At 70.5% G+C, this 22,175-nt stretch carries 25 protein-coding genes; 21 read left to right on the top strand and 4 right to left on the bottom strand.

Annotated elements, in window-relative coordinates; genetic code table 11:
- Positions 1-123: 123 nt before the first annotated feature.
- Entirely contained in the window at positions 124-1,095 is a 972-nt protein-coding gene (locus tag KHU32_RS14340; protein WP_213670760.1) for an SDR family NAD(P)-dependent oxidoreductase, read from the bottom strand.
- 144 nt (positions 1,096-1,239) lie between these two features.
- Between KHU32_RS14340 and KHU32_RS14345 the strand changes: the two genes are divergently transcribed.
- The 3 genes from KHU32_RS14345 to map all read left to right on the top strand — a co-directional run bounded on the left by KHU32_RS14345 (position 1,240) and on the right by map (position 3,360).
- Positions 1,240-1,827 carry a TetR/AcrR family transcriptional regulator gene (locus KHU32_RS14345; RefSeq protein ID WP_213670761.1) on the top strand — a complete coding sequence of 196 codons (588 nt, stop codon included), beginning with the start codon at positions 1,240-1,242 and terminating at the stop codon, positions 1,825-1,827.
- Positions 1,828-1,915: 88 nt separating this feature from the next.
- The gene (locus KHU32_RS14350; RefSeq protein ID WP_213670762.1) at positions 1,916-2,521 is read left to right on the top strand and encodes a TetR/AcrR family transcriptional regulator; all 606 of its coding nucleotides are present in this window, start codon (positions 1,916-1,918) and stop codon (positions 2,519-2,521) included.
- A 32-nt stretch (positions 2,522-2,553) separates the two neighbouring features.
- Positions 2,554-3,360, top strand: coding sequence for a type I methionyl aminopeptidase (map, locus tag KHU32_RS14355; RefSeq protein ID WP_213670763.1), 807 nt, complete (start codon positions 2,554-2,556; stop codon positions 3,358-3,360).
- A gap of 9 nt (positions 3,361-3,369) precedes the next feature.
- Here the strand turns inward: map and KHU32_RS14360 are convergent, their stop codons facing one another.
- A complete protein-coding gene (locus KHU32_RS14360; protein WP_213670922.1) occupies positions 3,370-4,251 on the bottom strand; it encodes an ROK family protein in 882 nt (293 codons plus the stop codon).
- A 61-nt stretch (positions 4,252-4,312) separates the two neighbouring features.
- Here KHU32_RS14360 and KHU32_RS14365 point away from each other — a divergent pair, with 61 nt between their 5' ends.
- The 12 genes from KHU32_RS14365 to KHU32_RS14420 all read left to right on the top strand — a co-directional run bounded on the left by KHU32_RS14365 (position 4,313) and on the right by KHU32_RS14420 (position 14,731).
- Positions 4,313-4,558 carry a sulfurtransferase TusA family protein gene (locus tag KHU32_RS14365; protein WP_249681045.1) on the top strand — a complete coding sequence of 82 codons (246 nt, stop codon included), beginning with the start codon at positions 4,313-4,315 and terminating at the stop codon, positions 4,556-4,558.
- Complete coding sequence (locus tag KHU32_RS14370; protein ID WP_347265553.1) at positions 4,555-5,481, top strand: histone deacetylase family protein; 927 nt, start codon at positions 4,555-4,557, stop codon at positions 5,479-5,481. The genes KHU32_RS14365 and KHU32_RS14370 overlap by 4 nt, the downstream gene beginning before the upstream one ends.
- Before the next feature lie 86 nt (positions 5,482-5,567).
- Positions 5,568-5,828 (top strand): exodeoxyribonuclease VII small subunit, encoded by a 261-nt coding sequence (xseB, locus tag KHU32_RS14375; protein WP_213670765.1) that lies wholly within the window; start codon positions 5,568-5,570, stop codon positions 5,826-5,828.
- Between the two features lie 16 nt (positions 5,829-5,844).
- Positions 5,845-6,765: a polyprenyl synthetase family protein gene (locus KHU32_RS14380; RefSeq protein WP_249681047.1), complete on the top strand. Its 921-nt coding sequence runs from the start codon at positions 5,845-5,847 to the stop codon at positions 6,763-6,765.
- A complete protein-coding gene (gene dxs, locus KHU32_RS14385) occupies positions 6,765-8,690 on the top strand; it encodes a 1-deoxy-D-xylulose-5-phosphate synthase (RefSeq protein WP_213670766.1) in 1,926 nt (641 codons plus the stop codon). The genes KHU32_RS14380 and dxs overlap by 1 nt, the downstream gene beginning before the upstream one ends.
- Before the next feature lie 45 nt (positions 8,691-8,735).
- The gene (locus KHU32_RS14390) at positions 8,736-9,500 is read left to right on the top strand and encodes a TlyA family RNA methyltransferase (protein ID WP_213670767.1); all 765 of its coding nucleotides are present in this window, start codon (positions 8,736-8,738) and stop codon (positions 9,498-9,500) included.
- A 31-nt stretch (positions 9,501-9,531) separates the two neighbouring features.
- Positions 9,532-12,261, top strand: coding sequence for a sensor histidine kinase (locus KHU32_RS14395; RefSeq protein WP_213670768.1), 2,730 nt, complete (start codon positions 9,532-9,534; stop codon positions 12,259-12,261).
- 80 nt (positions 12,262-12,341) lie between these two features.
- On the top strand, positions 12,342-12,584 hold the full coding sequence (locus KHU32_RS14400) for a hypothetical protein (protein ID WP_213670769.1): 243 nt from the start codon (positions 12,342-12,344) through the stop codon (positions 12,582-12,584).
- 13 nt (positions 12,585-12,597) lie between these two features.
- Positions 12,598-13,083 carry a Dps family protein gene (locus tag KHU32_RS14405; protein WP_213670770.1) on the top strand — a complete coding sequence of 162 codons (486 nt, stop codon included), beginning with the start codon at positions 12,598-12,600 and terminating at the stop codon, positions 13,081-13,083.
- A 22-nt stretch (positions 13,084-13,105) separates the two neighbouring features.
- Positions 13,106-13,468: a DUF883 family protein gene (locus KHU32_RS14410; protein WP_213670771.1), complete on the top strand. Its 363-nt coding sequence runs from the start codon at positions 13,106-13,108 to the stop codon at positions 13,466-13,468.
- A 170-nt stretch (positions 13,469-13,638) separates the two neighbouring features.
- Positions 13,639-14,307 (top strand): PRC-barrel domain-containing protein, encoded by a 669-nt coding sequence (locus KHU32_RS14415; RefSeq protein ID WP_213670772.1) that lies wholly within the window; start codon positions 13,639-13,641, stop codon positions 14,305-14,307.
- Positions 14,308-14,560: 253 nt separating this feature from the next.
- Positions 14,561-14,731, top strand: a complete 171-nt coding sequence (locus tag KHU32_RS14420) for a hypothetical protein (protein WP_213670773.1) — start codon at positions 14,561-14,563, stop codon at positions 14,729-14,731.
- Positions 14,732-14,767: 36 nt separating this feature from the next.
- On the opposite strand, the gene uvrB is transcribed toward KHU32_RS14420, so the two are convergent.
- Positions 14,768-16,990: an excinuclease ABC subunit UvrB gene (gene uvrB, locus KHU32_RS14425; RefSeq protein WP_213670774.1), complete on the bottom strand. Its 2,223-nt coding sequence runs from the start codon at positions 16,988-16,990 to the stop codon at positions 14,768-14,770.
- Between the two features lie 76 nt (positions 16,991-17,066).
- Here uvrB and KHU32_RS14430 point away from each other — a divergent pair, with 76 nt between their 5' ends.
- Both KHU32_RS14430 and KHU32_RS14435 read left to right on the top strand, forming a co-directional pair.
- Positions 17,067-17,306 carry a hypothetical protein gene (locus KHU32_RS14430; RefSeq protein ID WP_213670775.1) on the top strand — a complete coding sequence of 80 codons (240 nt, stop codon included), beginning with the start codon at positions 17,067-17,069 and terminating at the stop codon, positions 17,304-17,306.
- A gap of 11 nt (positions 17,307-17,317) precedes the next feature.
- Positions 17,318-17,992, top strand: a complete 675-nt coding sequence (locus KHU32_RS14435) for a hypothetical protein (protein WP_213670776.1) — start codon at positions 17,318-17,320, stop codon at positions 17,990-17,992.
- A gap of 9 nt (positions 17,993-18,001) precedes the next feature.
- On the opposite strand, the gene KHU32_RS14440 is transcribed toward KHU32_RS14435, so the two are convergent.
- Positions 18,002-18,532, bottom strand: a complete 531-nt coding sequence (locus KHU32_RS14440; RefSeq protein WP_213670777.1) for a GNAT family N-acetyltransferase — start codon at positions 18,530-18,532, stop codon at positions 18,002-18,004.
- A gap of 60 nt (positions 18,533-18,592) precedes the next feature.
- Between KHU32_RS14440 and KHU32_RS14445 the strand changes: the two genes are divergently transcribed.
- From KHU32_RS14445 to KHU32_RS14460, 4 genes are read left to right on the top strand one after another with little or no spacing between them, the layout of a single operon-like run.
- On the top strand, positions 18,593-19,414 hold the full coding sequence (locus KHU32_RS14445; protein ID WP_213670778.1) for a CoA transferase subunit A: 822 nt from the start codon (positions 18,593-18,595) through the stop codon (positions 19,412-19,414).
- Entirely contained in the window at positions 19,411-20,157 is a 747-nt protein-coding gene (locus KHU32_RS14450) for a CoA synthetase (protein ID WP_213670779.1), read from the top strand. The genes KHU32_RS14445 and KHU32_RS14450 overlap by 4 nt, the downstream gene beginning before the upstream one ends.
- Positions 20,154-21,392 carry a CaiB/BaiF CoA transferase family protein gene (locus KHU32_RS14455; protein WP_213670780.1) on the top strand — a complete coding sequence of 413 codons (1,239 nt, stop codon included), beginning with the start codon at positions 20,154-20,156 and terminating at the stop codon, positions 21,390-21,392. The genes KHU32_RS14450 and KHU32_RS14455 overlap by 4 nt, the downstream gene beginning before the upstream one ends.
- Positions 21,393-22,130, top strand: a complete 738-nt coding sequence (locus tag KHU32_RS14460; RefSeq protein WP_213670781.1) for a hypothetical protein — start codon at positions 21,393-21,395, stop codon at positions 22,128-22,130.
- Positions 22,131-22,175 lie beyond the last annotated feature (45 nt).

Below are 22,175 nucleotides of genomic sequence, written 5' to 3' on the forward strand. Positions count from 1 at the left end.
GTCCGGGCAGTGGGTTTGCGGCGGTGGTGTTTGCCTCCGAATGTGCTGCAAAAGCGTGATCGTTTCGTGACGGCCGCCACGGGGGTGGCCCTGCGCCGCCCGGGAGCGACGCAGGGCGGCCCATCAGAACCGCTCGCCGACCAGCTCCTCGCTCCTGGCCCAGAGCGCCCTGGCGTTGTCCGCATCGACCGCATAGGGGCGCACGCCCTCGCTCGCCACGCTGATCTTGCCCTCGGTCAGCAGGCCCGTGACGTGGCAATTCTCGCAGTAGCGGCCGCCGATCTCCTCGGCCGGCGCGACCGCGCCCGCCCAGACCGAGGTCGCGGCGCCCTGCGGGATCGTCTTCCACTGGTAGGGCGGCAGGCCTTCCGCAGCGAATTCGGCGTCGATCGCGGCGATCATGCCCTTGATCGTCTCGTCGCCGATGTGCCGGCCGAGCTCCGTCTGGATCCCGCCCGGATGGATCGCGGCAGCGCGGACCCCGCGGTCGCGATGGCGCCGGTCGAACTCGACCGCAAAGAGGATATTGGCGGTCTTGGAGCGGCCATAGGCGATCCAGGGATCATAGGCGGTGCGCTCGAAATTCGGATCGTCGAGATCCACATCGGCGAAGCGGTGGCCGGAGGAGGCGACGTTCACCAGACGCCCGCCCGGCCGCAGCAGGGAGGCGATCCGGTTCACGAAGACGAAGTGGCCCAGGTGATTGGTGCCGAACTGCGTCTCGAAGCCGTCGGCCGTGCGGCCGAGCGGCGCGGCCATGACGCCCGCATTGGCGATGATTAGGTCGAAGGGCCGGCCGGCCGCGACAAGCGCGTCGGCGCTGGCCCGGACGCTGGCCAATGAGGCGAGGTCGAGCTCGATGAGCTCCAGCCCGCCGCCCTTCGCGGCATCCCGGCGGACGACCGCCGTCGCCGCCTCCGCCTTCTTCAGGTCGCGCGCCGCGCCGACGACCTGCGCGCCACGGGATGCGAGGGCGCGTGCCGTTTCCACGCCGAGGCCGGCGGAAACGCCGGTCACCAGCACGCGCTTGCCGCTGAGGTCGACGCCGGCAAGCACGTCGTCGGTGGTCGAGGTCGCTCCGAAAGGTCCAGCCATGTTCATCTCCTGGGATCAAGGCCAATAGATCGAGGTCGCCACCACCGGCATCGTTGCCCGGCCCGGTTGCAGGCACTAAATGGAGGATACCTCCGCTTTTAAATACGGAGGCACCCTCCGTTTACAAGGGAGGCTTTTTTCGAGATGGCGGACGACGCCGAAGAAATGGGACGCAAGCCGCGAGCCGATGCGCAGCGCAACCGGGGGCGCCTGCTCGCCGCCGCCAAGCAGGCCTTCGCCGAGAAGGGCGTGGGCGTCAGCCTCGAGGAGATCGCGCGCACCGCCGGCCTGGGCATCGGCACGCTCTACCGGCACTTCCCGACGCGCGACGCGCTGGTGGAGGAGGTCTATCGCCACGAGACCTCGCAGCTCGCCACGGCGGCCGAGCGCCTCGCCGCCGAGCTGCCGCCCGTGGAGGCGCTGCGGGAATGGATGCTGCTGTTCGTCGACTACCTGGCGACGAAGCTGATCATGGCGGAAGCGCTGGGCGCGATGGTCAGCGGGCGGGAGGAGCTCCATGCGGCCTCCGGCACGATGATCAAGGCGGCCATCGCCACCCTCGCCGAGCGGGCGGCCGAGAGCGGCGCCATCCGACTGAGCATCGCCCCCCTCGATCTCCTGCGCGCCGTCTTCGGCGTCAGCAACGCCAGTGCCGGGCCGGGATGGGAGGAGAATGCGAAGCGGCTGGTGGACATCCTCATCGCGGGCATGCGGGTGCCCCCTCAAGGTTAGCCGTGGCGTCCCGGGCGCCGCGATGAAGGAAAGCCGGGTCGACGATCCCGATCTGGACGACTCGTTCTAGAACACATAATCTATTTGGATGGTCAGAACCGCCCGCTTCTCCGCCGAACACTTCATCGACGCCGCCATCGCCCTGGTGGCCGAGGGCGGGCCCGGCGCCGCCACCATGCAGGCGATCGCCCGGCGCGTCGGCGCGCCGACCGGCTCGATCTATCACCGGTTCGAATCCCGCTCCGCCATCCTCGCCGCCGCCTGGAACGCCGGCTACGGCTCGCTGGCCCGGGTCCTGGCGCCCTTGCTGCATTCCGGGCGCCCGCGCGAGGCTGCGCTGGCGCTGATTCCCTGGGCGGCGGAGGACCGCCTCCGCGCCCGCTTCCTGCTGCTCCACGAGCCCGTCGCCCTCTTCGAGGACGCGCCGCCTCCCGAGCCCTTCCGCCAGGAGATGGAGCGGCTGGAGGCCGAGATGGACCAGGCCTTCCGCGCCTGTATCGCCCGGATCGGGGATGGCAGCCTTCGCGAGGAAGACCTCGCGCGCGCCAAGTTCCTGATCTTCGACGCGCCCATCGCCATCCTTCGCCCTCACCTCCAGGCGGAGAGCGCCATGCCGGGCTTCGTCGGTCAGATGATCGCCGAGCTGCATGCCGGCGTGGCCTTCGCCCGCGCCGGAAGCGCGCAGGCGGCCTGAGCGCCTTTCCCAAACAGCGCGCCCGAAAGAACATGAACCACCTCACCGACCCGCGGCGCATCAAGCTGCATGCGCCCGAAGACTTCGCGGGCATGCGCGCGGCGGGAAGGCTCGCCGCCGAAACGCTCGACATGATCACGGCGCATGTGCGCGAGGGCATCACCACCGCCGAGCTCGACCGGCTGTGCCACGCCTTCATCCTGGACCACGGCGCCGTCCCGGCCTCGCTGGGCTATCGCGGCTACACCCACGCGACCTGCATCTCCCTCAACCACGTCGTCTGCCACGCCTTCCCGGGCGAGCGCGCGCTGATGGAGGGGGACATCCTCAACATCGACCTCGCCGTCATCCTCGACGGCTGGCACGGCGACAGCAGCCGCATGTACGCGGTCGGCAGGATCGCCACGCGCGCCGCCCGGCTGATCGAGGTCACCTACGAGGCGATGATGCGCGGCATCGCGGCCGTGCGCCCCGGCGCGACGATCGGCGATATCGGCCATGCCATGCAGAGCCATGTCGAGGCCGCGCGGTTCAGCGTGGTGCGGGATTTCTGCGGCCATGGGCTGGGGCGCGCCTATCACGACGCGCCCGACGTGCTGAACTACGGCGCAAAAGGCACGGGCCCCGAGCTCAGGCCGGGCATGTTCCTGACCGTGGAGCCCATGGTCAATGCGGGCCGGCCCGACGTGAAGATCCTGAGCGACGGCTGGACGGCCGTGACCCGCGACCGCAGCCTTTCCGCGCAGTTCGAGCACAGCATCGGCGTGACGGAGAGCGGCTGCGAGATCTTCACCCTGTCGCCCGCCGGCTTCACGAAGCCGCCGTACAGGCGGGACTAGAAAGAGGGCCTAACCCTGATCCCACAGCCGCGCGGCACCCAGCACGCCCGAGCTGTCGCCATGGACCGCCGGTACGATCCGCGTCCGCACCACGTCGGAGAAGACATGGCGCGGCAGCAGCCGCGGCAGCGCCTCGTAGAAATGCGTCATGTTGGACAGGCCGCCGCCCAGCACGATGACCTCCGGATCCAGGAGGTTCACCACATGCGCCAGCGCCCGCGCCAGGCGGTCGGCATGCCGGGCCAGCGCGCCCCGCGCCGCCGCATCCGCGCGTCCCGGCAGTCCGGAGGCATCGCGCGCGCCGGGCCCGTCGGCATCGGCCGCGAGGGCGGGGCCGCAGAGGAAGGTCTCGATGCAGCCGCGCTGGCCGCACCAGCAGGCCGGCCCCGGGAACTCCTCCGCCGTCATCCAGGGCAGCGGGTTGTGGCCCCATTCGCCGCCGATGCGGTTGAAGCCCTCCAGCACGCGGCCGCCCACCACGATGCCCGCGCCCACGCCGGTCCCGAGGATGACGGCGAAGACGCTGGAGGCCCCTGCCCCCGCCCCGTCCGCCGCCTCGGAGAGCGCCAGGCAATTGGCGTCGTTGGACAGGCGGACCTCCCGCCCCAGCGCGGCGGCGAGGTCGGCATCCAGCCGGCCGCCATTGAGCCAGGTGGAATTGGCGCCCCGCACCAGCCCCGTCGCGGGCGAAAGGCTGCCCGGGATGCCGATGCCCACCGTGCCGCGCTGGCCGAGTTCGGCCTCCGCCTCGGCCACCAGCGCCGCGACGGTGGCGATCACCCCCTGATAATCCGGGGGCGTGGCGCGGCGGCGGCGCAGCCGCAGCGCGCCGCCGGCGTCCAGCGCCGCCACCTCGATCTTGGTTCCGCCCACATCCACGCCGATCCGCATGGCCGGCAAGCTGCGCGGGCGGACCCTTGCGGGCAAGCCCCCGGGGATGCTGGATAGCGCGATGCCCGACCCCCTCGACCTGCGCGGCCTCGCCTGCCCGCTCCCCGTGCTCAAGGCCAACAAGGCCCTTCGCGCGATGGCGCCGGGGGAGACCCTGGTCCTGCTCGCCACCGACCCCGCCGCGGTGAAGGACTTCCACGCCTATGCGCAGGAGACGGGGCACGAGCTCCTGGCCTGGGCGGAGGAGCAGGGCCGACCCGGCGAACGGGTCTTCCGCTTCGCCCTGCGACGGAGGCAGGAAGCGTGACCGTCCTGCTCCTCACCCATCGCGACGGCCTCCAGCACGACATGGGCGAGGGGCACCCGGAATGCCCGGACCGGCTGCGTGCCGTCCTGCAGGCGCTTGATTCGGAAGAATTCGCCGACCTGCTCCGCGACGAGCCGGAGGAGGCGACCCTCGAGCAGCTCACCCGCGTCCATCCGGCCGACTATGTGGAGGCCATCCTCGCCATCCGCCCCCGTGAGGGCGACCGGATCGCGCTGGACGGCGACACCATCATGTCCGCAGGCAGCGCGCGGGCGGCGCTGCTGGCGGCGGGCGCGGCGGTGCGCGCGGTGGACGAGGTCTGCACCGGCCAGGTGCTCCGCGCCTTCTGCGCCACCCGCCCCCCCGGGCACCACGCCGAGCGGCGGCGGCCCATGGGCTTCTGCTTCTTCTCCAACGCGGTGGTGGCTGCCCGCCACGCCCAGGCCGTCCATGGGCTCGAACGGGTCGCGATTCTCGATTTCGACGTCCATCACGGCAACGGCACGCAGGATTGCGTGCAGAACGACCCCTCGATCCTCTTCGCCTCCTCCCAGCAGATGCCGCTCTATCCGGGCACGGGCGAGGCCTCTGAGACGGGGGTGGGCAATGTCTTCAACGCCCCCCTGCCCCCCGGCGCCGGCGGCGATGCCTTCCGCGAGGCCTGGGAGGGGCTGCTGCCGGCCGTCGAGGCCTTCGCGCCCCAGCTCGTGATCGTCTCGGCCGGCTTCGACGCCCATGCCCGCGATCCGCTGGCCCAGCTGCGCCTCGCCGAGCCGGATTTCGCCTGGATCACGCAGCAGATCTGCGCCCTGGCCGACCGCTGCTGCGGGGGCCGGGTGGTCAGCCTGCTGGAGGGCGGCTATGACCTCGCCGCACTTGCCAGCTCGGCCGCGGCACATGTCCGGACCCTTCTGCGCAGTTGATACCGATCGGTTCGGGGCATTGGGATTCGCGCCCGAAGGTCCTATACTCGCCCGTTCATCGAGACGGTGCCCAAGGAGGGGCAACGATGACCACCGACGCCCTTTCGGCGGCCCAGCCTGCCGGCGACGACATCCGGGACCTGCCCTTCGAGGAGGCGCTGAGCCAGCTCGAGGGGATCGTCCGGTCCCTGGAAGGTGGCCGCAGCACGCTCGCCCAGGCCATCGCGGAATATGAGCGCGGGACGGCCCTGCGCCGCCACTGCGAGGCCAAGCTGGCCGAGGCCGAGGCGAAGGTGCAGGCAGTGGTCGAAGGCGCGGGCGGCCTCGCCTTGCGTGACGTGGAATAGGATCGCGGGAAAAGTTATGGAAATGGTGACGGGCGGTATTTCCGCCGCCTCCCTCTCGGCCGCGATGGCGCAGGCCGCACAGGACATAGATTCAGCGCTCGATCAGCTCCTGCCCGCCGTCCAGGGCGACGAGGCGCGCCTGTTCGATTCGATGCGCTACTCCACCATCGGCGGCGGCAAGCGCCTGCGCGGCTTCCTGGTGCTGGAAGGCGCGAAGCAGTTCGGCGTCTCTCGCACCTCGGCGCTGCGCGTCGCCTCGGCCATCGAGATGATCCACGCCTACAGCCTTGTCCATGACGACCTTCCGGCCATGGACAATGACGACCTGCGGCGCGGCAAGCCGACCAATCACAAGGCCTTCGACGAGGCGACCGCGATCCTCGCGGGCGATTCGCTGCAGAGCCAGGCCTTCAGCGTCCTCGCCGAAGAGGCCACCCATCCGGACCCGCAGGTCCGCATCGAGCTCGTGCGCATGCTGGCACATGCCGCCGGCCCGCGCGGCATGTGCGGCGGCCAGATGCTGGATATGATGGCCGAGGAGGCCAAGGCGCCGCTGGAGGAATCGGCCATCGGCCGGCTCCAGCTGCTCAAGACCGGCAAGCTCATCGAATTTTCGGCCGAGGCCGGCGCGGTGCTGGGTAAGGCCGCCGCCTCCCAGCGCCAGGCCCTGGCCCAGTACGGCCGCGACCTCGGCGCCGCCTTCCAGATCGCCGACGACCTGCTGGACGCCACCGCCTCCACCGAGGTCATGGGCAAGGCGACGGCCAAGGATGCCGGCGCCGGCAAGGCCACGCTGGTCGGGCTTCTCGGCGTCGAGCGCGCGCGGCTGCAGGCCGAGCGGCTGGTCGCCCAGGCACGCAATCACCTGGAAGGCTTCGACGAAAAAGCTGGCCTTCTGCGGGCGCTCGCCTATTTCGTGATCGAGCGGAGGAACTGATGCAAGACCGCCCCGAAACCCCCCTGCTCGACCGCGTCCGCTTTCCCGCGGACATGCGCAACCTCTCCTCCGACCAGCTGAAGCAGCTGGCGGACGAGGTCCGCGCCGAGACCATCAGCGCCGTCTCCGTCACCGGGGGCCATCTCGGCGCCTCGCTCGGCGTGGTCGAGCTGACGGTCGCCGTCCACGCGGTCTTCGACACGCCGAACGACCGGCTGATCTGGGACGTCGGCCACCAGGCCTATCCGCACAAGATCCTGACCGGCCGGCGGGACCGCATCCGCACCCTGCGCCAGCCGGAAGGTCTTTCCGGCTTCACCAAGCGCAGCGAGAGCGAATACGACCCCTTCGGCGCCGCCCATTCCTCGACCTCCATTTCCGCTGGCCTCGGCATGGCGGTGGCGAGCCAACTGCAGGGCAACGACCGGCATGTGATCGCCGTCATCGGCGACGGCTCGATGTCGGCCGGCATGGCCTATGAGGCGATGAACAATGCGGGCGCCAGCAAGGCGAACCTCATCGTCATCCTGAACGACAACGACATGTCGATCGCCCCGCCCGTGGGCGCCATGTCGGCCTATCTGAGCCGCACCATCTCGTCCCGCCCCTTCCTGTCGGTGCGCGAGTTCATGGCGAAGATGGCCAAGAACTTCCCGGGCCCGCTGGAGCGCGCGGCGAAGCGCGCCGACGAATATGCCCGCGGCCTGCTGACCGGCGGCACGCTCTTCGAGGAGATGGGCTTCTACTACGTCGGCCCCGTCGACGGGCATAACCTCGACCACCTGCTGCCCGTGCTGCGCAACCTGCGCGATTCCGGCCAGCAGGGCCCCTTCCTGCTCCATGCCGTGACGCAGAAGGGCAAGGGCTACGCCCCGGCCGAGGCCAGCGCCGACAAGTACCATGGCGTGGTGAAGTTCAACGTCGTGACCGGCGAGCAGCAGAAGCCGCCGCCGGGCCCGCCGAGCTACACCAAGGTCTTCGCCCAGTCGCTGATCGCCGAGGCCGAGGCCGACGAGCGCATCGTGGCCGTGAACGCCGCCATGCCCTCGGGCACCGGACTCGACCTCTTCGCCAAGCGCTTCCCCCGCCGCTGCTTCGACGTGGGCATCGCCGAGCAGCACGCCGTCACCTTCGCCGCCGGCATGGCGACCGAGGGGATGAAGCCCTTCTGCGCGATCTATTCGACCTTCCTGCAGCGCGGCTACGACCAGGTGGTGCATGACGTGGCGCTGCAGCACCTGCCGGTGCGCTTCGGCATGGACCGCGCGGGCCTGGTGGGCGCCGACGGCGCCACCCATGCCGGCAGCTTCGACATCGCCTATCTCGGCTGCCTGCCCGGCTTCACGCTGATGGCGGCCGCCGACGAGATCGAGCTCGCGCACATGGTCGCCACCATGGCCGCGATCGACGACGGCCCCTCGGGCGTGCGCTACCCGCGCGGCGAGGGCCTGGGCGTCGAGGCGCTGCCGGCCCGCGGCACCGTCCTGCCCATCGGCAAGGGCCGCATCCTGCGCGAGGGCACCAAGGTCGCCATCCTCTCCTACGGCGCGCGCCTGCAGGAATGCCTGAAGGCCGCCGACGAGCTGGCGACCTTCGGCCTCTCCACCACGGTCGCCGATGCGCGCTTCGCCAAGCCGCTGGACACCAAGCTGATCGAGCAGCTCGCCCGCCACCACGAGGTCCTGATCACCATCGAGGAAGGCAGCGTGAACGGCTTCGGCGGCCTGGTGATGCATCACCTCGCCACCCATGGCCTGCTGGATCACGGCCTGAAGCTGCGGCCGATGACCCTGCCCGACATCTGGATCGACCACGAGGCACCGCGCAAGCAGTACGACCTCGCGCGGCTCAACGCCCCGCAGATCGTCGAGACCGCGCTGGCGGCGCTGGGCAAGAGCGCGCTCGCGGTTCCGGCCTCGGCCTGAAGGGAGCGGCGCGCCCCTGGGGGCGCGTCATGAGGGCCGGATCGGATGGCTGACGAGGCCGCCTCACGCAGGAAGGGCCAGCGCGCGGATGTGACGCTGGTGGAACGCGGGCTCGCGGAATCGCGGACCCGCGCGCAGGCGCTCATCATGGCAGGGCTCGTCTATTCGGGCGAGCAGCGCATCAACAAGCCCGGCGAGGTCATCGCGCCCGACCGCGCCGTCGAGCTGCGCGGCCAGGACCACCCCTGGGTCTCGCGCGGAGGCGTGAAGCTGGCACATGGAATCGAGCATTTCGGCCTGTCGCCGGAGGGCCGGGTCTGCATGGACCTCGGCTCCTCCACCGGCGGCTTCACCGACGTGCTGCTGCATCACGGCGCGGCCCATGTCCACGCGGTCGATGTTGGCCACGGCCAGCTCGCCTGGAAGCTGCGCAACGACCCGCGCGTGACGGTGCGGGAGCGCGTGAACGCCCGCCATCTGAAGGAAGGCGACCTGCCGCCCCTCGGCGTCCTGGTCTGCGACGCCAGCTTCATCGGGCTGCGCGTGGTCCTGCCGGCGGCCCTCTCCTTCTGCGGGCCGGGCGCCTGGGCCATCGCGCTGATCAAGCCGCAATTCGAGGTTGGCCCCGCCATCGCCAAGGGCGGCGTGGTTCGCGACGCCGCGGTGCATGAGCGCGTCTGCGCCGAGATTTCCGCCTGGTGGGCCGCCCTGCCGGGCTGGCGCGTGCTCGGCGTCGAGCCCAGCCCCATCCTCGGCCCGGAAGGCAACCGGGAGTTCCTGATCGCGGCGGTTCGTCCTCCCGAAGGTTGAACGGCAACCCGTCTCTCCACGCGGCGTTCGGATGGCACTTATCGTCGCGAGGACGGCCTTCGTGCCCTTGGCCCTGCGTGGATTTCTTGGCCTCATGGTGGCCCTCGTCCCAGCCGGAGCGGTGCTGCTCAAGCTCGACCAGGAATCCAGGACCGCCCGCGAGACCCAGGAGATCGACCAGGTCACCTCGCTGCTGCAGCGCGTCGCCACGCAGCAGGCCGCCACCTTCGGCGCGGCACGGCAGATCCTCAGCGCCATGGCCGCGACGCCGATCCTCGCGGGTCGGGAATGCGCGACGTTCCTGCACCGGGCGCTGGAAGCCAATCCGCGCTACCTCAACGCCGTCCTCTCCGATGCCAATGGCCGGGTGATCTGCACCACGCGGGCCTCCGCACCGCCGGACCCCGGGCTGCTGGCGGTCCTGCGGGGCGAGGGGTTCCAGGTCAGCAGCTACCAGGCCGGCGTGGCCCCGGCGGGCGGCACGCTGAGCCTCGCCCAGCCGCTGCGCGACGCCTCGGGCCGCTTGGTGGGCGCGGCCGCCGTCACCCTCTCGCTCGACTGGCTGGCGGAGGATCTCGGCGCCATGGGGCTGCCGCCCCTGGCGATCGCGACCATTGCCGACCGCAACGGCATCGTCCTCGCCAGCTCCCGCCGCACCGAGACGCTGGTCGGCAGCCAGCTGTCCGGGCTGGCGCATCGTTTCCTCGACGCCGCCGCCGCGGGCGTCGTGGCGGCGACGGGGGAGGAAGGGCTGCGCCGCCTCGCCTATGTGCCGGCCCATGAGGGTCCCGGAGGCCTCTTCGTCGCGGTCGGCCTGCGCCAGGACAAGGCCGATGGCGCCGATGTCGCCCTCGACACGGCCCTGATGATCGTCGGCGGCCTGCTCCTGAGCTTCCTGATCGGCCTCGCGGTGTTCCACGCGGCCGCCGAGGGTCCGGTCCAGGCCCTGCTCGGCGCCGCGCGGCGCTGGGGCGCGCAGGACTGGAGCGCGCGGGTGGGCAGGATCGGCGGCGGGCGCGATTTCCGCCGCCTCGCCGGAGCCTTCGACAGCATGGCGCAGACGGTCGAGGCGCAGCAGCGGGCCGAGGCGCGGTGGCAGGCCTGCATGGAAACCGCGCCGCTCTTCGTGCTGGCCGCCGACCATGCGGGGCGCGTGGAATGGGTCAATCTCCGCTGGCGGGACGCCACCGGTCTCGACCTCAACGAAAGTCGTGGCGACGGCTGGCTGGAGGCCATCGCCCCCGCCGACCGACTTTCCTTCGAAGCCGTCTGGTACGCGGCCGTGGGCGATCCGGAAGGCCCCTCGCTGATCCGGGAGGTGACGCTGCGCAGCGGCCATCGCTGCCTCTTCACCGGCGCCCCGGCCGTCTCCGACAAGAAGGAGGTGCTGGCCTGGGCGCTCTTCGGCATCGACGTCCGCGATCGCCTGCGGGCTGAAGCGCGCGCCGAGGAGAGCGACGCCCAGCTGCACGCCGTCTATGCGCACGCGCCGGTCGGCCTCTGCCTGCTGGACCGCAACCTGCGCTTCCTCGCCGTCAACGGAAGGCTGGCCCGGGCCCATGGCCGTCCGGCTTCCGAGCACCCCGGACGCAGCCTGGCCGAGATGGCCCCCGACTTTGCCGCCGAGCTCGAGGAAAGGCTCCGGGAGGTCGTCGCGACGGGCAACGCGCTGGAGGATATCGAGGTCTCCACGCATCTGGACGGCGATCAGCGGCACTGGCTCTGCAGCTATCACGCCGTGCGCGACCATTCGGGCGCCGTGGCCACCATCAGCGGGGCGGTGGTCGACATCACCGCCCGGCGCCGCATGGAGGATTCCGCCCGGCAGCTCTCCCGCGAGGTGGACCATCGCGCGCAGAATGCGCTGAGCGTCGTGCGCGGCCTGCTGCGTCTCTCCGCCGCGGACGCACCGGACGACGTTCCCGCGCTGGTCGAGGAGCTGGAGGGCCGCATCGGCGCGATCAGCCGCGCGCATGACGTCCTCTCGCGGGAGAACTGGCTGGGGGCCGATCTCGGCGAGATCGTCATCCGCGAACTGGCCGCCCATCCCGGCCGCATCGAGGCCTCCGGCCCGCCGATCGGCCTCGTCGCCGAGGGAGCCCAGCCCCTGGCACTCGCCTTGCACGAGCTGGTCAGCAACGCGCTGCGGCACGGCGCCCTTTCCGACGAGAGCGGCCAGGTCGTCATCACCTGGATGCGCACCGACAAGGGCGCCGAGCTGCACTGGACGGAGAGCGGCGGGCCGCCGCTCGCCGGCCCGCCGGCGCGGACCGGCTTCGGCACCATGCTGATCGACGCCAATATGCGCACCCAGCTCGCCGGTGACATCCACCGGCAATGGGCAACCGAGGGACTGAGCTGCGTCCTGGAGATTGGCGCCGAGGCGCTGGCGCCCGACCACTCGCGTGGCCGTCTCGAGGGCAAGCCGCTCGCCGGCCGCAGCGTGCTGCTCCTGGAGGACGTCCCCTCGCCCGACATCTCCATCGCCGCGGCCCTGCGCGAGGGCGGCTGCCGCGTGCTGGGGCCGGCGCGCTCCGTCGCAGAAGCGATCTTCCTCGCCGGCCAGGCAGGGCGCGTGGATGTGGTGCTGATCGCCGGGCGGCTCGCGGAGCATCAGGATGAGCGGCTCGGCGAGATTCTGCGGCAACGCGCGCGGCTCGTCCTGCGGCTGTCGCCCGAACTGCTGAAGGGCCGCCCCATGACGCCCCAGGGCGTCCGCCAGGTACTGGCCGGGGCGTTGGCTTCCACGAGCTCCGGCTGAGAGAGCTTTCCCGAGACGGCGATGCAACGCGCGCCGCGCTTCGCGCGTTTCCCCTGCATCAAATGTTCGGAGGAACAACAATGCTCAAGGTATCTCGGACGGCCGGGGCTCTGCTTCTCCTCGGAACCCTTTCGGCCTGTGGCTACAGCACGGGCGACCGGGTGGGCTCCGGCGCGCTGCTCGGCGGTGCTGGCGGTGCGGCGATCGGCGCGATCGGCGGCAATCCGCTCGCGGGCGCTGCGGCCGGTGCCGTGGCAGGCGGCGCGGTTGGTGGCCTGACCTCGCCCAACACGGTCAATCTCGGCCGGCCGGTCTGGCGCTGAGGATCGGGATTCCATGCCGAGCGATACCAAGACGAAGAAGCGCCCCGCCACCAACAAGGCGGAGGCCGGGGTGGCCGCGTCCCTCAATGGCTTCCTGGCGGATACCTACGTTCTGCTGGGCAAGACCCAGGCCTGCCACTGGAATGCGACCGGCCCGAACTTCTTCGGTCTGCACAAGCTGACCGAGGCCCAGTACGGCGAGCTCTTCGCCAGCATCGACGAACTGGCCGAACGCGTCCGCGCGCTGGATGCGCTGGCACCGGGCGGCCTTGGCGCGATGCTGCATCTCGCCCGCCTGCATGACGGGCAGGAAGGCCCCGTCACCACCACGGAGGCTGCCCGCCTCCTCGCCGAGGACAACGCCACCCTGGCCGCCCGCGCAAGCGAACTGGCCGAGGAGGCGGACGAGGCGGATGACCTCGCGACGCACGACATGCTCGTGAAGCGCATCGAGGTCCACGAGAAGGCCGCCTGGCTGCTGCGCAGCCATCTCGGCTGAACATTTCAATAGGAGCTATACGATGTCCCAGACCGTTGAAAACGCCCGCAACCTCGCCAACGACGCCAAGAACGAAGCCCAGCGTCTCGCCGGCGGCGCGCGTGACCTCGCCTATGGCGCGAAGGACGACGCCTCGCGCCTCGTCTCCGATGCCCGGGCCGAGATCTCGCAGCTGCGCGAGAAGGTGGAATCCCTGCTGAACGACCGCGTCACGCCGGCGGTCTCCGCCGTGGCCGACCGCGCCTCCTCCCTTGGCAAGAGCGCGAGCGAGACCGTCCGCCACCAGGCCGATCGCGCCTCCGACGCCGTGCACGACAAGCCGCTGATCGCTCTCGGCGTCGCGGCGCTGGCCGGCTTCGTCATCGCGAGCCTCATCCGGCGATAAGCCTGGCCTCCAGGTCGAACGGGAACGGGCGGGGGGCAACTCCCGCCCGTTTTCCGTTGGGGCCGCGCCGTTCCGACCCACCAATGAATGGCGCCTGTTCACCGGATTCCAGCCAACCCGAAGGCTTCTGAATCGTTGAAAAACCAGCATTCAAACAGGAAGACGCGCTCATGAAGACCCTTCACGCACAGCTCGCTCCGATGACCCTGGCGGCCGGCCTGGTGGCCCTCCCCCTGCTCGCCTTCGCCCAGGCCGACGGCACGCCGGGCAATCCGCCGAGCACCGCTGTGGGCCGCGCGATCGACCGCGCCACGGGCAATCCCACGATCCCGGACGGCGCGCCCGGCAACCCGCCGGGCACGGCGGTGGGCCGCACGATCGACCGCCTGACCGGCCAGCCGACGAACCCCGACGGCACGGGCAACAACCCGCCCGGCACCGCGCTGGACCGCGCCGCGCGCCAATCCTCCACCACCACCCCCGCCGCGCCGGCCATCTCGGCGCCTGCTGCCGCCGTGCTGGCGGCGACCTCGGGCTCCGTGGTGATCGAGCGGCCGCGGCTGAGCCAGATCCTGGGCGGGAACATCTACAACGAGCGCAACGAACGCATCGGCGAGGTCGACGACGTGATCCTTTCGGCGCCCTCCGGCGAGACGCAGGGCCCGATCGCCGTGATCCAGGTGGGTGGCTTCCTCGGCATCGGCGGAAAGCTGGTGGCGGTTCCGCTCAACGATCTCCGCTGGAGCGCGGAGCACAGCCGGATCGTGATGCCGGGTGCCTCGAAGGAAGCGCTGCAGGCCCGAACCCCGTTTGATTACAACTCGTTGCGCAGGGGGTGAGCATCGTCATGACCGGCCTCCAGCGGCGCGGGCAACCCCGCGCCGTCGTCCCGGCGACACAGCCCCGCAGATCTTGCCACAGGGCTGAAACCGTTTCGACATATCGGCGTTCCACCGGCATGTCCGACGACGTACGTTCGGCGCTGCCGGGACAAAGCGTCGCGGCATCCTGCGCCTACTTGCCGGGCATCCACTATTCAGAGGTCGACAGCCTCAAATGACCAGCGGTCACGAGCCAGGAGAAGAGAAGGCGATGCCCCGTGCGTCTACAGGGTCGCAAAGGTCCCGACGGAACAGCACCTCGGAAGTGGCCTTCGACAGCTGGCTGAATCGCAGCCTGCGCGCCAGCTTCGGCGAGGTCACGCAGGAGCCCGTTCCCGCCGCGCTGCTGGACCTCGTCCGCGCGCATAGCCCCGGCAGCTAGCCGCCCCGGCCTTCCCGCCGGGGTCGCCCGCCCCGTCTAGCGACGGGCACCACGCTTCATCTTCTTGGGGTCATATCCCCCACCGCCCGGGCCCAGCGGCTTGGGTTTCCAATCCTTCTTCGCAGACGCCTTCCCTGCCGCGCCGGCCCGCGGCACCGCCTCGCGCAACGAGCGACCAGCCTCGTTGGCCAGGAGCGCGCCCTCGCCCGGGATGCCGAGCTCCAGCGCCTCCAGCCGCTTGATCTCGTCGCGGTAGCGGGCGGCGGTCTCGAACTCCAGGTCGGCCGCGGCCGCCCGCATCTTCTTCTCCATCTCCGCGATCGCCTGCCGCAGGTCCTTGCCGACGAATTGCGCCTCGGCATCGCCCTCCACGGCCTCGACGGTCACGTAGTCGCCCTGGCTGACGTCGCGCAGCACGTCGGCGATCTCGCGGCGGATGGTGGTCGGCGTGATGCCGTGCTCGGTGTTGTAGGCGATCTGCTTGGTGCGGCGCCGCTCCGTCTCCTCCAGTGCGCGCTTCATGCTGTCGGTCATGCGGTCGGCGTAGAGGATGACGCGGCCCTCGGCATTGCGGGCGGCGCGGCCGATGGTCTGGATCAGCGAGGTGGTGGAGCGCAGGAAGCCCTCCTTGTCCGCGTCCAGGATGGTGACCAGCCCGCATTCGGGAATGTCGAGCCCCTCGCGCAGCAGGTTGATGCCCACCAGCACGTCGAAGACGCCGCGCCGCAGGTCACGGATGATCTCGATCCGCTCCAGCGTGTCGACGTCGCTGTGCAGGTAGCGGACCTTCACGCCCATCTCGGTGAGGTATTCGGTGAGCTGCTCGGCCATGCGCTTCGTCAGCACCGTGACGAGCGAGCGGAAGCCCTTGGCCGCGACGGCCTTCACCTCGGCCAGCAGGTCGTCCACCTGGCCCTCGATGGGGCGGATATCGCAGACGGGATCCACGAGGCCGGTCGGGCGGATGACCTGCTCGGCGAAGACGCCCTGCGTGCGCTCCATCTCCCAGGGGCCAGGGGTGGCGCTGACGAAGACCGTCTGCGGCCGGAAGCTCTCCCACTCCTCGAATTTCAGCGGGCGGTTGTCGGTGCAACTCGGCAGGCGGAAGCCGAAGTCGCTGAGGATGATCTTGCGCGCATAGTCGCCCCGGAACATGCCGCCGATCTGCGGGACCGTGACGTGGCTTTCATCCACGACCAGCAGCGCGCCCTCGGGCAGGTATTCGAAGAGGGTCGGCGGCGGGTCGCCCGGATTCCGGCCGGAGAGGTAGCGAGAGTAGTTCTCGATGCCTTTGCAGGAGCCGGTGGTCTCCATCATCTCGATGTCGAAGGTGGTGCGCTGGTCGAGCCGCTGGGCCTCCAGCAGCTTGCCCTCGGCTTCCAGCTCCTTCAGCCGCTCCTTCAGCTCGGTCTTGATGCGACCGATGGCCTGCTGGAGCGTGGGCCGCGGCGTGACGTAGTGGCTGTTGGCGTAGATCGAGATCTTGTCGAACTCGCCGGTGATCTCGCCCGTCAGCGGGTCGAACTCGCGCAGCGCCTCCACCTCGTCGCCGAAGAGGCTGATGCGCCAGGCCCGGTCCTCCAGATGCGCCGGCCAGACGTCCAGGTTCTCGCCGCGCACCCGGAAGGTGCCGCGCTGGAAGGCGGCGTCGTTGCGCCGGTACTGCTGCTCGACCAGGCCCTTGAGCAGCGCGTCGCGCGGGATGGACCCGCCGCGCTCCAGCTTCACGACCATGTTCGAATAGGTCTCGACCGAGCCGATGCCGTAGATGCAGGAGACCGAGGCCACGATCACCACGTCCCGCCGCTCGAGCAGCGACTGCGTGGCGGAGTGCCGCATGCGGTCAATCTGCTCGTTGATCTGGCTGTCTTTTTCTATGTAGGTGTCGGTGCGCGGGACATAGGCCTCGGGCTGGTAATAGTCATAGTAGCTGACGAAGTATTCGACCGCGTTGTCGGGGAAGAAGCTCTTCATCTCGCCGTAGAGCTGCGCCGCCAGCGTCTTGTTCGGCGCCAGGATCAGCGTCGGGCGCTGCACCGCCTCGATCACCTTCGCCATGGTGAAGGTCTTGCCCGAGCCGGTGACGCCGAGCAGCACCTGATCGCGATCGCCGCCGTTGACGCCCCCGATCAGCTCTTCGATCGCGCGCGGCTGGTCGCCATTGGGCTGGAAGGGGCTCTCCACCGTCAGCGGCTTGCCCGCCGGCGGCATGGGTTGCCGGATGGGCTTGAAGAGCATGGGCGCGCTGATCAGGTTCATGCGGCCAATATAGGCACGGTCGGCCGCTCCCGCAGCCCGCTGGGCTTTCGGACGTTACGGACTTATGATCGATCCCATGCCCGAGGATGTGGACCCCGAAGACCGCTTCGTCAGCGACGATGCCTACGCCGCGGGCCGCCAGGCCTTCCAGGCCGGATCCTCCGTCCTGGAGAACCCGATGGCGCAGACCGGCGACTGGGGCAAAGCCTGGTTCGCCGGCTGGCTGGATGCCCTGGCCGATGCCGTGACCGGCCACGACCGCGAGAAATCCGGCTACGCCCGCCTCCTGCGGCATGACCGCGCGGAACCCTTCTGAGCAGTCTTCCCATGCGCCATATCGCCCCGATCCTTCTCCTCGCCGCGACGCTCGCGGCGCCGGCCGCCCAGGCCCAGACCCGCATCATCGCGCAGACCAACGGCTGGTCCGCCTTCGGCGGCACGGGCTCCGACGGCACGCCCCTCTGCGGGCTGGAGACGCGCGACCCCCGCACCGGCCGCCACTTCCTTCTCGAGCAGCCGGTGGGGCTCGAGCGGCCGCTGCTCCGGCTGTCCCGGACGAATTGGAGCCTCGGCACCGGGGGGAACCGCCCCGTACGGATCGTCATCGACAACCGGCGCAGCTTCTCGGCGAATGCGGTTGGCACCGGCCGCAGCCTCGTCCTGCCGCTCTCGCTCGAAGGGCCCGAAGGCTTCGAGGCCGCCTTCCGGCGGGGCTCGGTCATGCGGGTGGAGTTCCCCAGCGGCCAGGATTCGCCCTGGAACCTCAGCCTCACCGGCACCAATGCCGTGATGGGCGCCTTCATGGGCTGCCTGCGGATGATGAGCGACGCGCCCGTCCCGCCGCCGGCGGGCATGCCCTCCCCTGGCCTCGCGCCGCCCGGCCCGTCTGGGCCCGGGGACGTGCCCCATTGGGGCTTCCCCCCGGACAAGACGCCCCCGGCGGCGCTGCCGCCCGCCGAGCCCCCGCCGTCGCCGGACGGCGGCAAGCCCATCGACCTCTGATCCCGCCCCTCAGCCGGGGCGGGCGATCCGGTAGAGCAGGTGCCGGCGCATCGGATGACCCTCGGGCAGTCGTGGGTGCTCGAACTCGCCGTCCGGCGCCATGCCGAGCTTCTCCATGAGCCTCCAGGAGGCCTCGTTGGGCGGGATCGTCCACGCGAAGATCTCGGGCAGGCCGAGCGGCCCCAGCCCGGCCTCGATCGCCAGGCGCGCCGCCTCCTCGGCATAGCCGCGCCGCTGGTGGCCGGGCGCGATGCGCCAGCCCACCTCCACCGCCGGGGTGAAGCGCGCCTCGAAGCCGACCCGCATGAGGCCCACCAGCCCGACGAGCCTCGGTGCCTCCCGCCGCTCGACGCTCCAGAAGCCGAAGCCGTGCTCGGCGTGGTGGGCGATGAGCCGCCCCAGGAAGGCGTCGCTCTCCGCGCGCGTAAGAGTGCCGGGGAAGTGCCGCATCACGCCCGGATCGCCGTTGATCGCGGCGAGCTCCTCCGCATCGGCGGGCTCGGGCGGCCGCAGGGTCAGCCTCTCACTCCTCAGGATCATGGCTTCCCCCCTCGCCTCGCGTGAAACTTCCGCGTAGATTCAGGCAGGAAGGAACGCAAGATGAACCCCACCGACATAGAATCCATGGCCGCGAGCGTGCCGGACGGGGCGCTGATCGCCCTCCCGCCCGACAATTCGCTGCCCTCCGTCGCGCTCGCCAAGGCGCTGATCCGTAAGGGCGCGCGGAACCTGCGCCTGCTCGGCGTGCCCGTCTCGGGCTTCGCCACCGATATCCTCATCGGCGCCGGCTGCGTCGCCTCGGTGCAGACCAGCGCGGTCAGCCTCGGCGAGGCCGGCTTCGCGCCGCGCTTCACCGCCGCGCTGAAGGCCGGCACCATCACCATCACCGACGCCACCTGCCCGGCGATCCACACCATGCTGCAGGCCGCCGAGAAGGGCGTGCCCTTCATGCCGCTGCGCGGGATCATCGGCAGCGACATCCTGGCGAACCGCCCGGACTGGAAGGTGATAGAGAACCCCTTCGACGCCAACGAGAAGATTGTCGCCCTGCCCGCGCTCCATCCCGACATCGCGGTCTTCCACGGCGCCATGGCCGACAGCCACGGCAATATCTATGTCGGCCGCCGGCGCGAATGCGGCACCATTGCCCATGCGTCCAAGCGGGCGCTGGTGACGGTGGAGCGCGTGGTGGAAGGCAACTTCCTGGAAGACGAGAAGCTGGCCTCCGGCACCATCAACGCGACCTATATCTCGGCCTTCGCGATCGCCGAGCGCGGCGCGCGCCCGGCCGCCCTGCTCGACCAGTACGGCTTCGACGCCGCCTATGTTTCCACCTATGCCCGTGCGGCCAAGACCGATGGCGGCTTCGCCGACTGGTGCGCCGAGCACGTCTTCGAGGCACGCGCGGAGGCCGCGGAATGAGCACCGACTACCGCCCCGAGGAGCTGCTGGCCGTCACCCTGGCCAAGCTGATCCGCGCCGTGCCGACGCATCACATCGCCGTCGGCGCCGCCTCGCCCGTTCCGGCGGCCGCCTGCTGGCTGGCCGTGAAGCAGGGCGCGCCCGTCCGGCTCTCGCTGCTGCACAAGCGCTCCGGCAATCCCTTCACCGAGGGCACGCGCGAGCTCTTCGACCTGACCGGCCAGGGCCGGATCGACCTCTTCTTCCTGGGCGGCGGCGAGATCGACGGCCAGGCCAACCTCAACCTCATCGGCACCGGCGCCTGGCCGGGCCGCGAGGTGCGCTTCCCCGGCAGCTTCGGCTCGGCCTTCATGTACTTCATGTCCGGCCGGACGATCCTCTTCCGCGAGGAGCACAGCCCGCGCGTGCTGGTAGAGAAGGTCGCGAACATCTCCGCCCCCGGCATCAGCGAGCCCGGCGTCTATCGCCGCGGCCATGCCCAGGCGCTGGTGACGGGCCGCTGCGTCTTCACCTTCCACCCCGACCGCGGCCGCTTCTCGCTGACCTCGGTCCATGAGGGCGAGACGGTGGAAAGCGTGCGCGCGATGACCGGCTTCGACTTCGACGTCGAGGGCGAGGTGCCGCAGACGCCCGCCCCCACCGCCGAGGAGCTTGCGCTCCTGCGCGGATCGGTGTGTGACGAGATGATGGAAACCTACCCGGAGTTCTGCGCCCGGGTATTCAACAGGAAGCTAGCGGCATGAACGACGCCCTTCCGATGGCAGAGGGCCGCGCCCTCGCCACCGGCCCCGGCGCCCTCTCCGGACTGCGCGTGGTGGACCTCACCCGCGTGCTCGGCGGGCCCTATTGCACGATGGTGCTGAGCGATCACGGCGCCGACGTCATCAAGCTCGAGCCGCCCCAGGGCGACGAGGTGCGCGACTGGGGCCCTCCGTTCGACGATCAGGGCGATGCCTCCTACTTCCTGGGCGTGAACCGCAACAAGAAGTCGGTCGGCCTCGATCTCTCGCAACCCGCGGGCCGCGAGGTGCTGCTGCGCCTGCTCGAGGGCGCGGATGTGCTCATCGAGAACTTCAAGCCCGGCAGCATGGAGAAGTGGGGCCTCGGCTACGAGGAGGTGCTGTCCAAGCGCTTCCCCCGCCTGATCCATTGCCGCGTCTCGGGCTTCGGCGCGACGGGGCCGCTCGGCGGCTTCCCGGGCTACGACGCCATCCTGCAGGCGATGGTCGGCCTCATGTCGATCAACGGCACGGAGAATTCCGGACCGACGCGCCTCGGCACGCCGATCGTGGATATCGCCACCGGCCTGTTCAGCACCATCGCCATCCTCATGGCGGTCGTGGAGCGGGAGAAGTCCGGCAAGGGCCAGTATTGCGACATGACGCTGCATGATTGCGGCATGGCGCTGCTGCACCCGCATGCCGCCAACTTCTTCCTGAACGGCAAGCGGCCGGTGGCCACGGGCAACCCGCACCCGAACCTGGCACCCTACGCCAAGTTCACCACGAAGACCTGCGAGATCTTCGTCGGCTGCGGCAATGACCCGACCTTCCGGAAGTTCTGCAAGTTCCTGGGCCTCGACGACCTCGGCACCGATCCGCGCTTCGCCACCAACGGCCAGCGCGTGATCAACAAGGCCGCGCTGACCGAGATCCTGAACAAGCGCTTCGCGGACGAGGACGGCATCGAGCTCTGCCAGCGCATGCTGGCGGCGGGCCTGCCGGCCGGCCCCGTCTACGGCGTGGACCAGGCGATGGCCGCGCCGCACACGGCGCATCGCAACATGATCACCGAGAAGGACGGCTTCGTCGCGCTCGGCACGCCGATCAAGCTGAGCCGCACGCCCGGTGGCACGCATGCCGCGCCGCCGCGCTTCGCCGAGCATACCAACGAGGTGCTGGCGAAGTACGGCTTCTCGGAGGAGGAGATCGCCCGCCTCGCCGAGGCCGGCGTGCTGGTCGAGAAGCGGCGGAAGTAAATGGTCGTCGAGATTCGGGAGGCGGAAGCGCCTCCCGAAGTCGCTGCCATCTACGCCGAGCTGCGGCAGGCCTATGGCCTGCCGCTCGTGAACCTCATCTGGCGCCATTTCGCGGCGCTGGAGGGGGTGCTGCCCTGGGCCTGGGAAACGGTTCGCCCCGCCCTGCCCCTGCTGCCTGCCGCCCGCGCGCGCGTCGAGACGGTGCTTTCCGTGCCGAAGCTATGGATGGGCGCCGAAGCCGCCACCCTGGCCGCCGCCTACCATCGCGGCAATCTCAGCAATCTGATCCTGCTGACCGCGCTGCAGCGCGGCAGGTTAGGCGAGGCCCCGTCGCCTGCCGCCACGCCTCCCGTCAGGATGCTGCCGGAACCGCCAGCCCTGCCGAAGCTGGATGCCCTGCCCGAGGCGGTGGCGCGCGACGTCCGCGCCCTGGCCGCCCTGCATGGGCATGAGGGCGGCGTGATCCCCACGCTCTACCTGCACCTCGCCGTCTGGCCGGCCCTGCTGAGGCCTCTCTACAGCGCGCTCTCGCCGATGATGGCCATGGGCCGGATCGCCGCCCTGCGCGACCTCGCCATCGAGGCGGCATCCCTCGAGGCGGAGAAGCTGCGTCCCTTCCTCGGCTCCCCGCCGGAACCACCGCCGGCGGCACTCGCCACCGCGCGCGACACGCTGCGCATCTTCACGGGCCGGGTGATCCCCGAGATGATTCCGATCGGGATGATGCTGACCCGCTAAGCCGGTCGAAATGCCACCGCCGGGAAAGCTCCCCGGCGGCTGGCG

The organism is Roseococcus pinisoli, assembly GCF_018413645.1.
Lineage (GTDB): Bacteria > Pseudomonadota > Alphaproteobacteria > Acetobacterales > Acetobacteraceae > Roseococcus > Roseococcus pinisoli.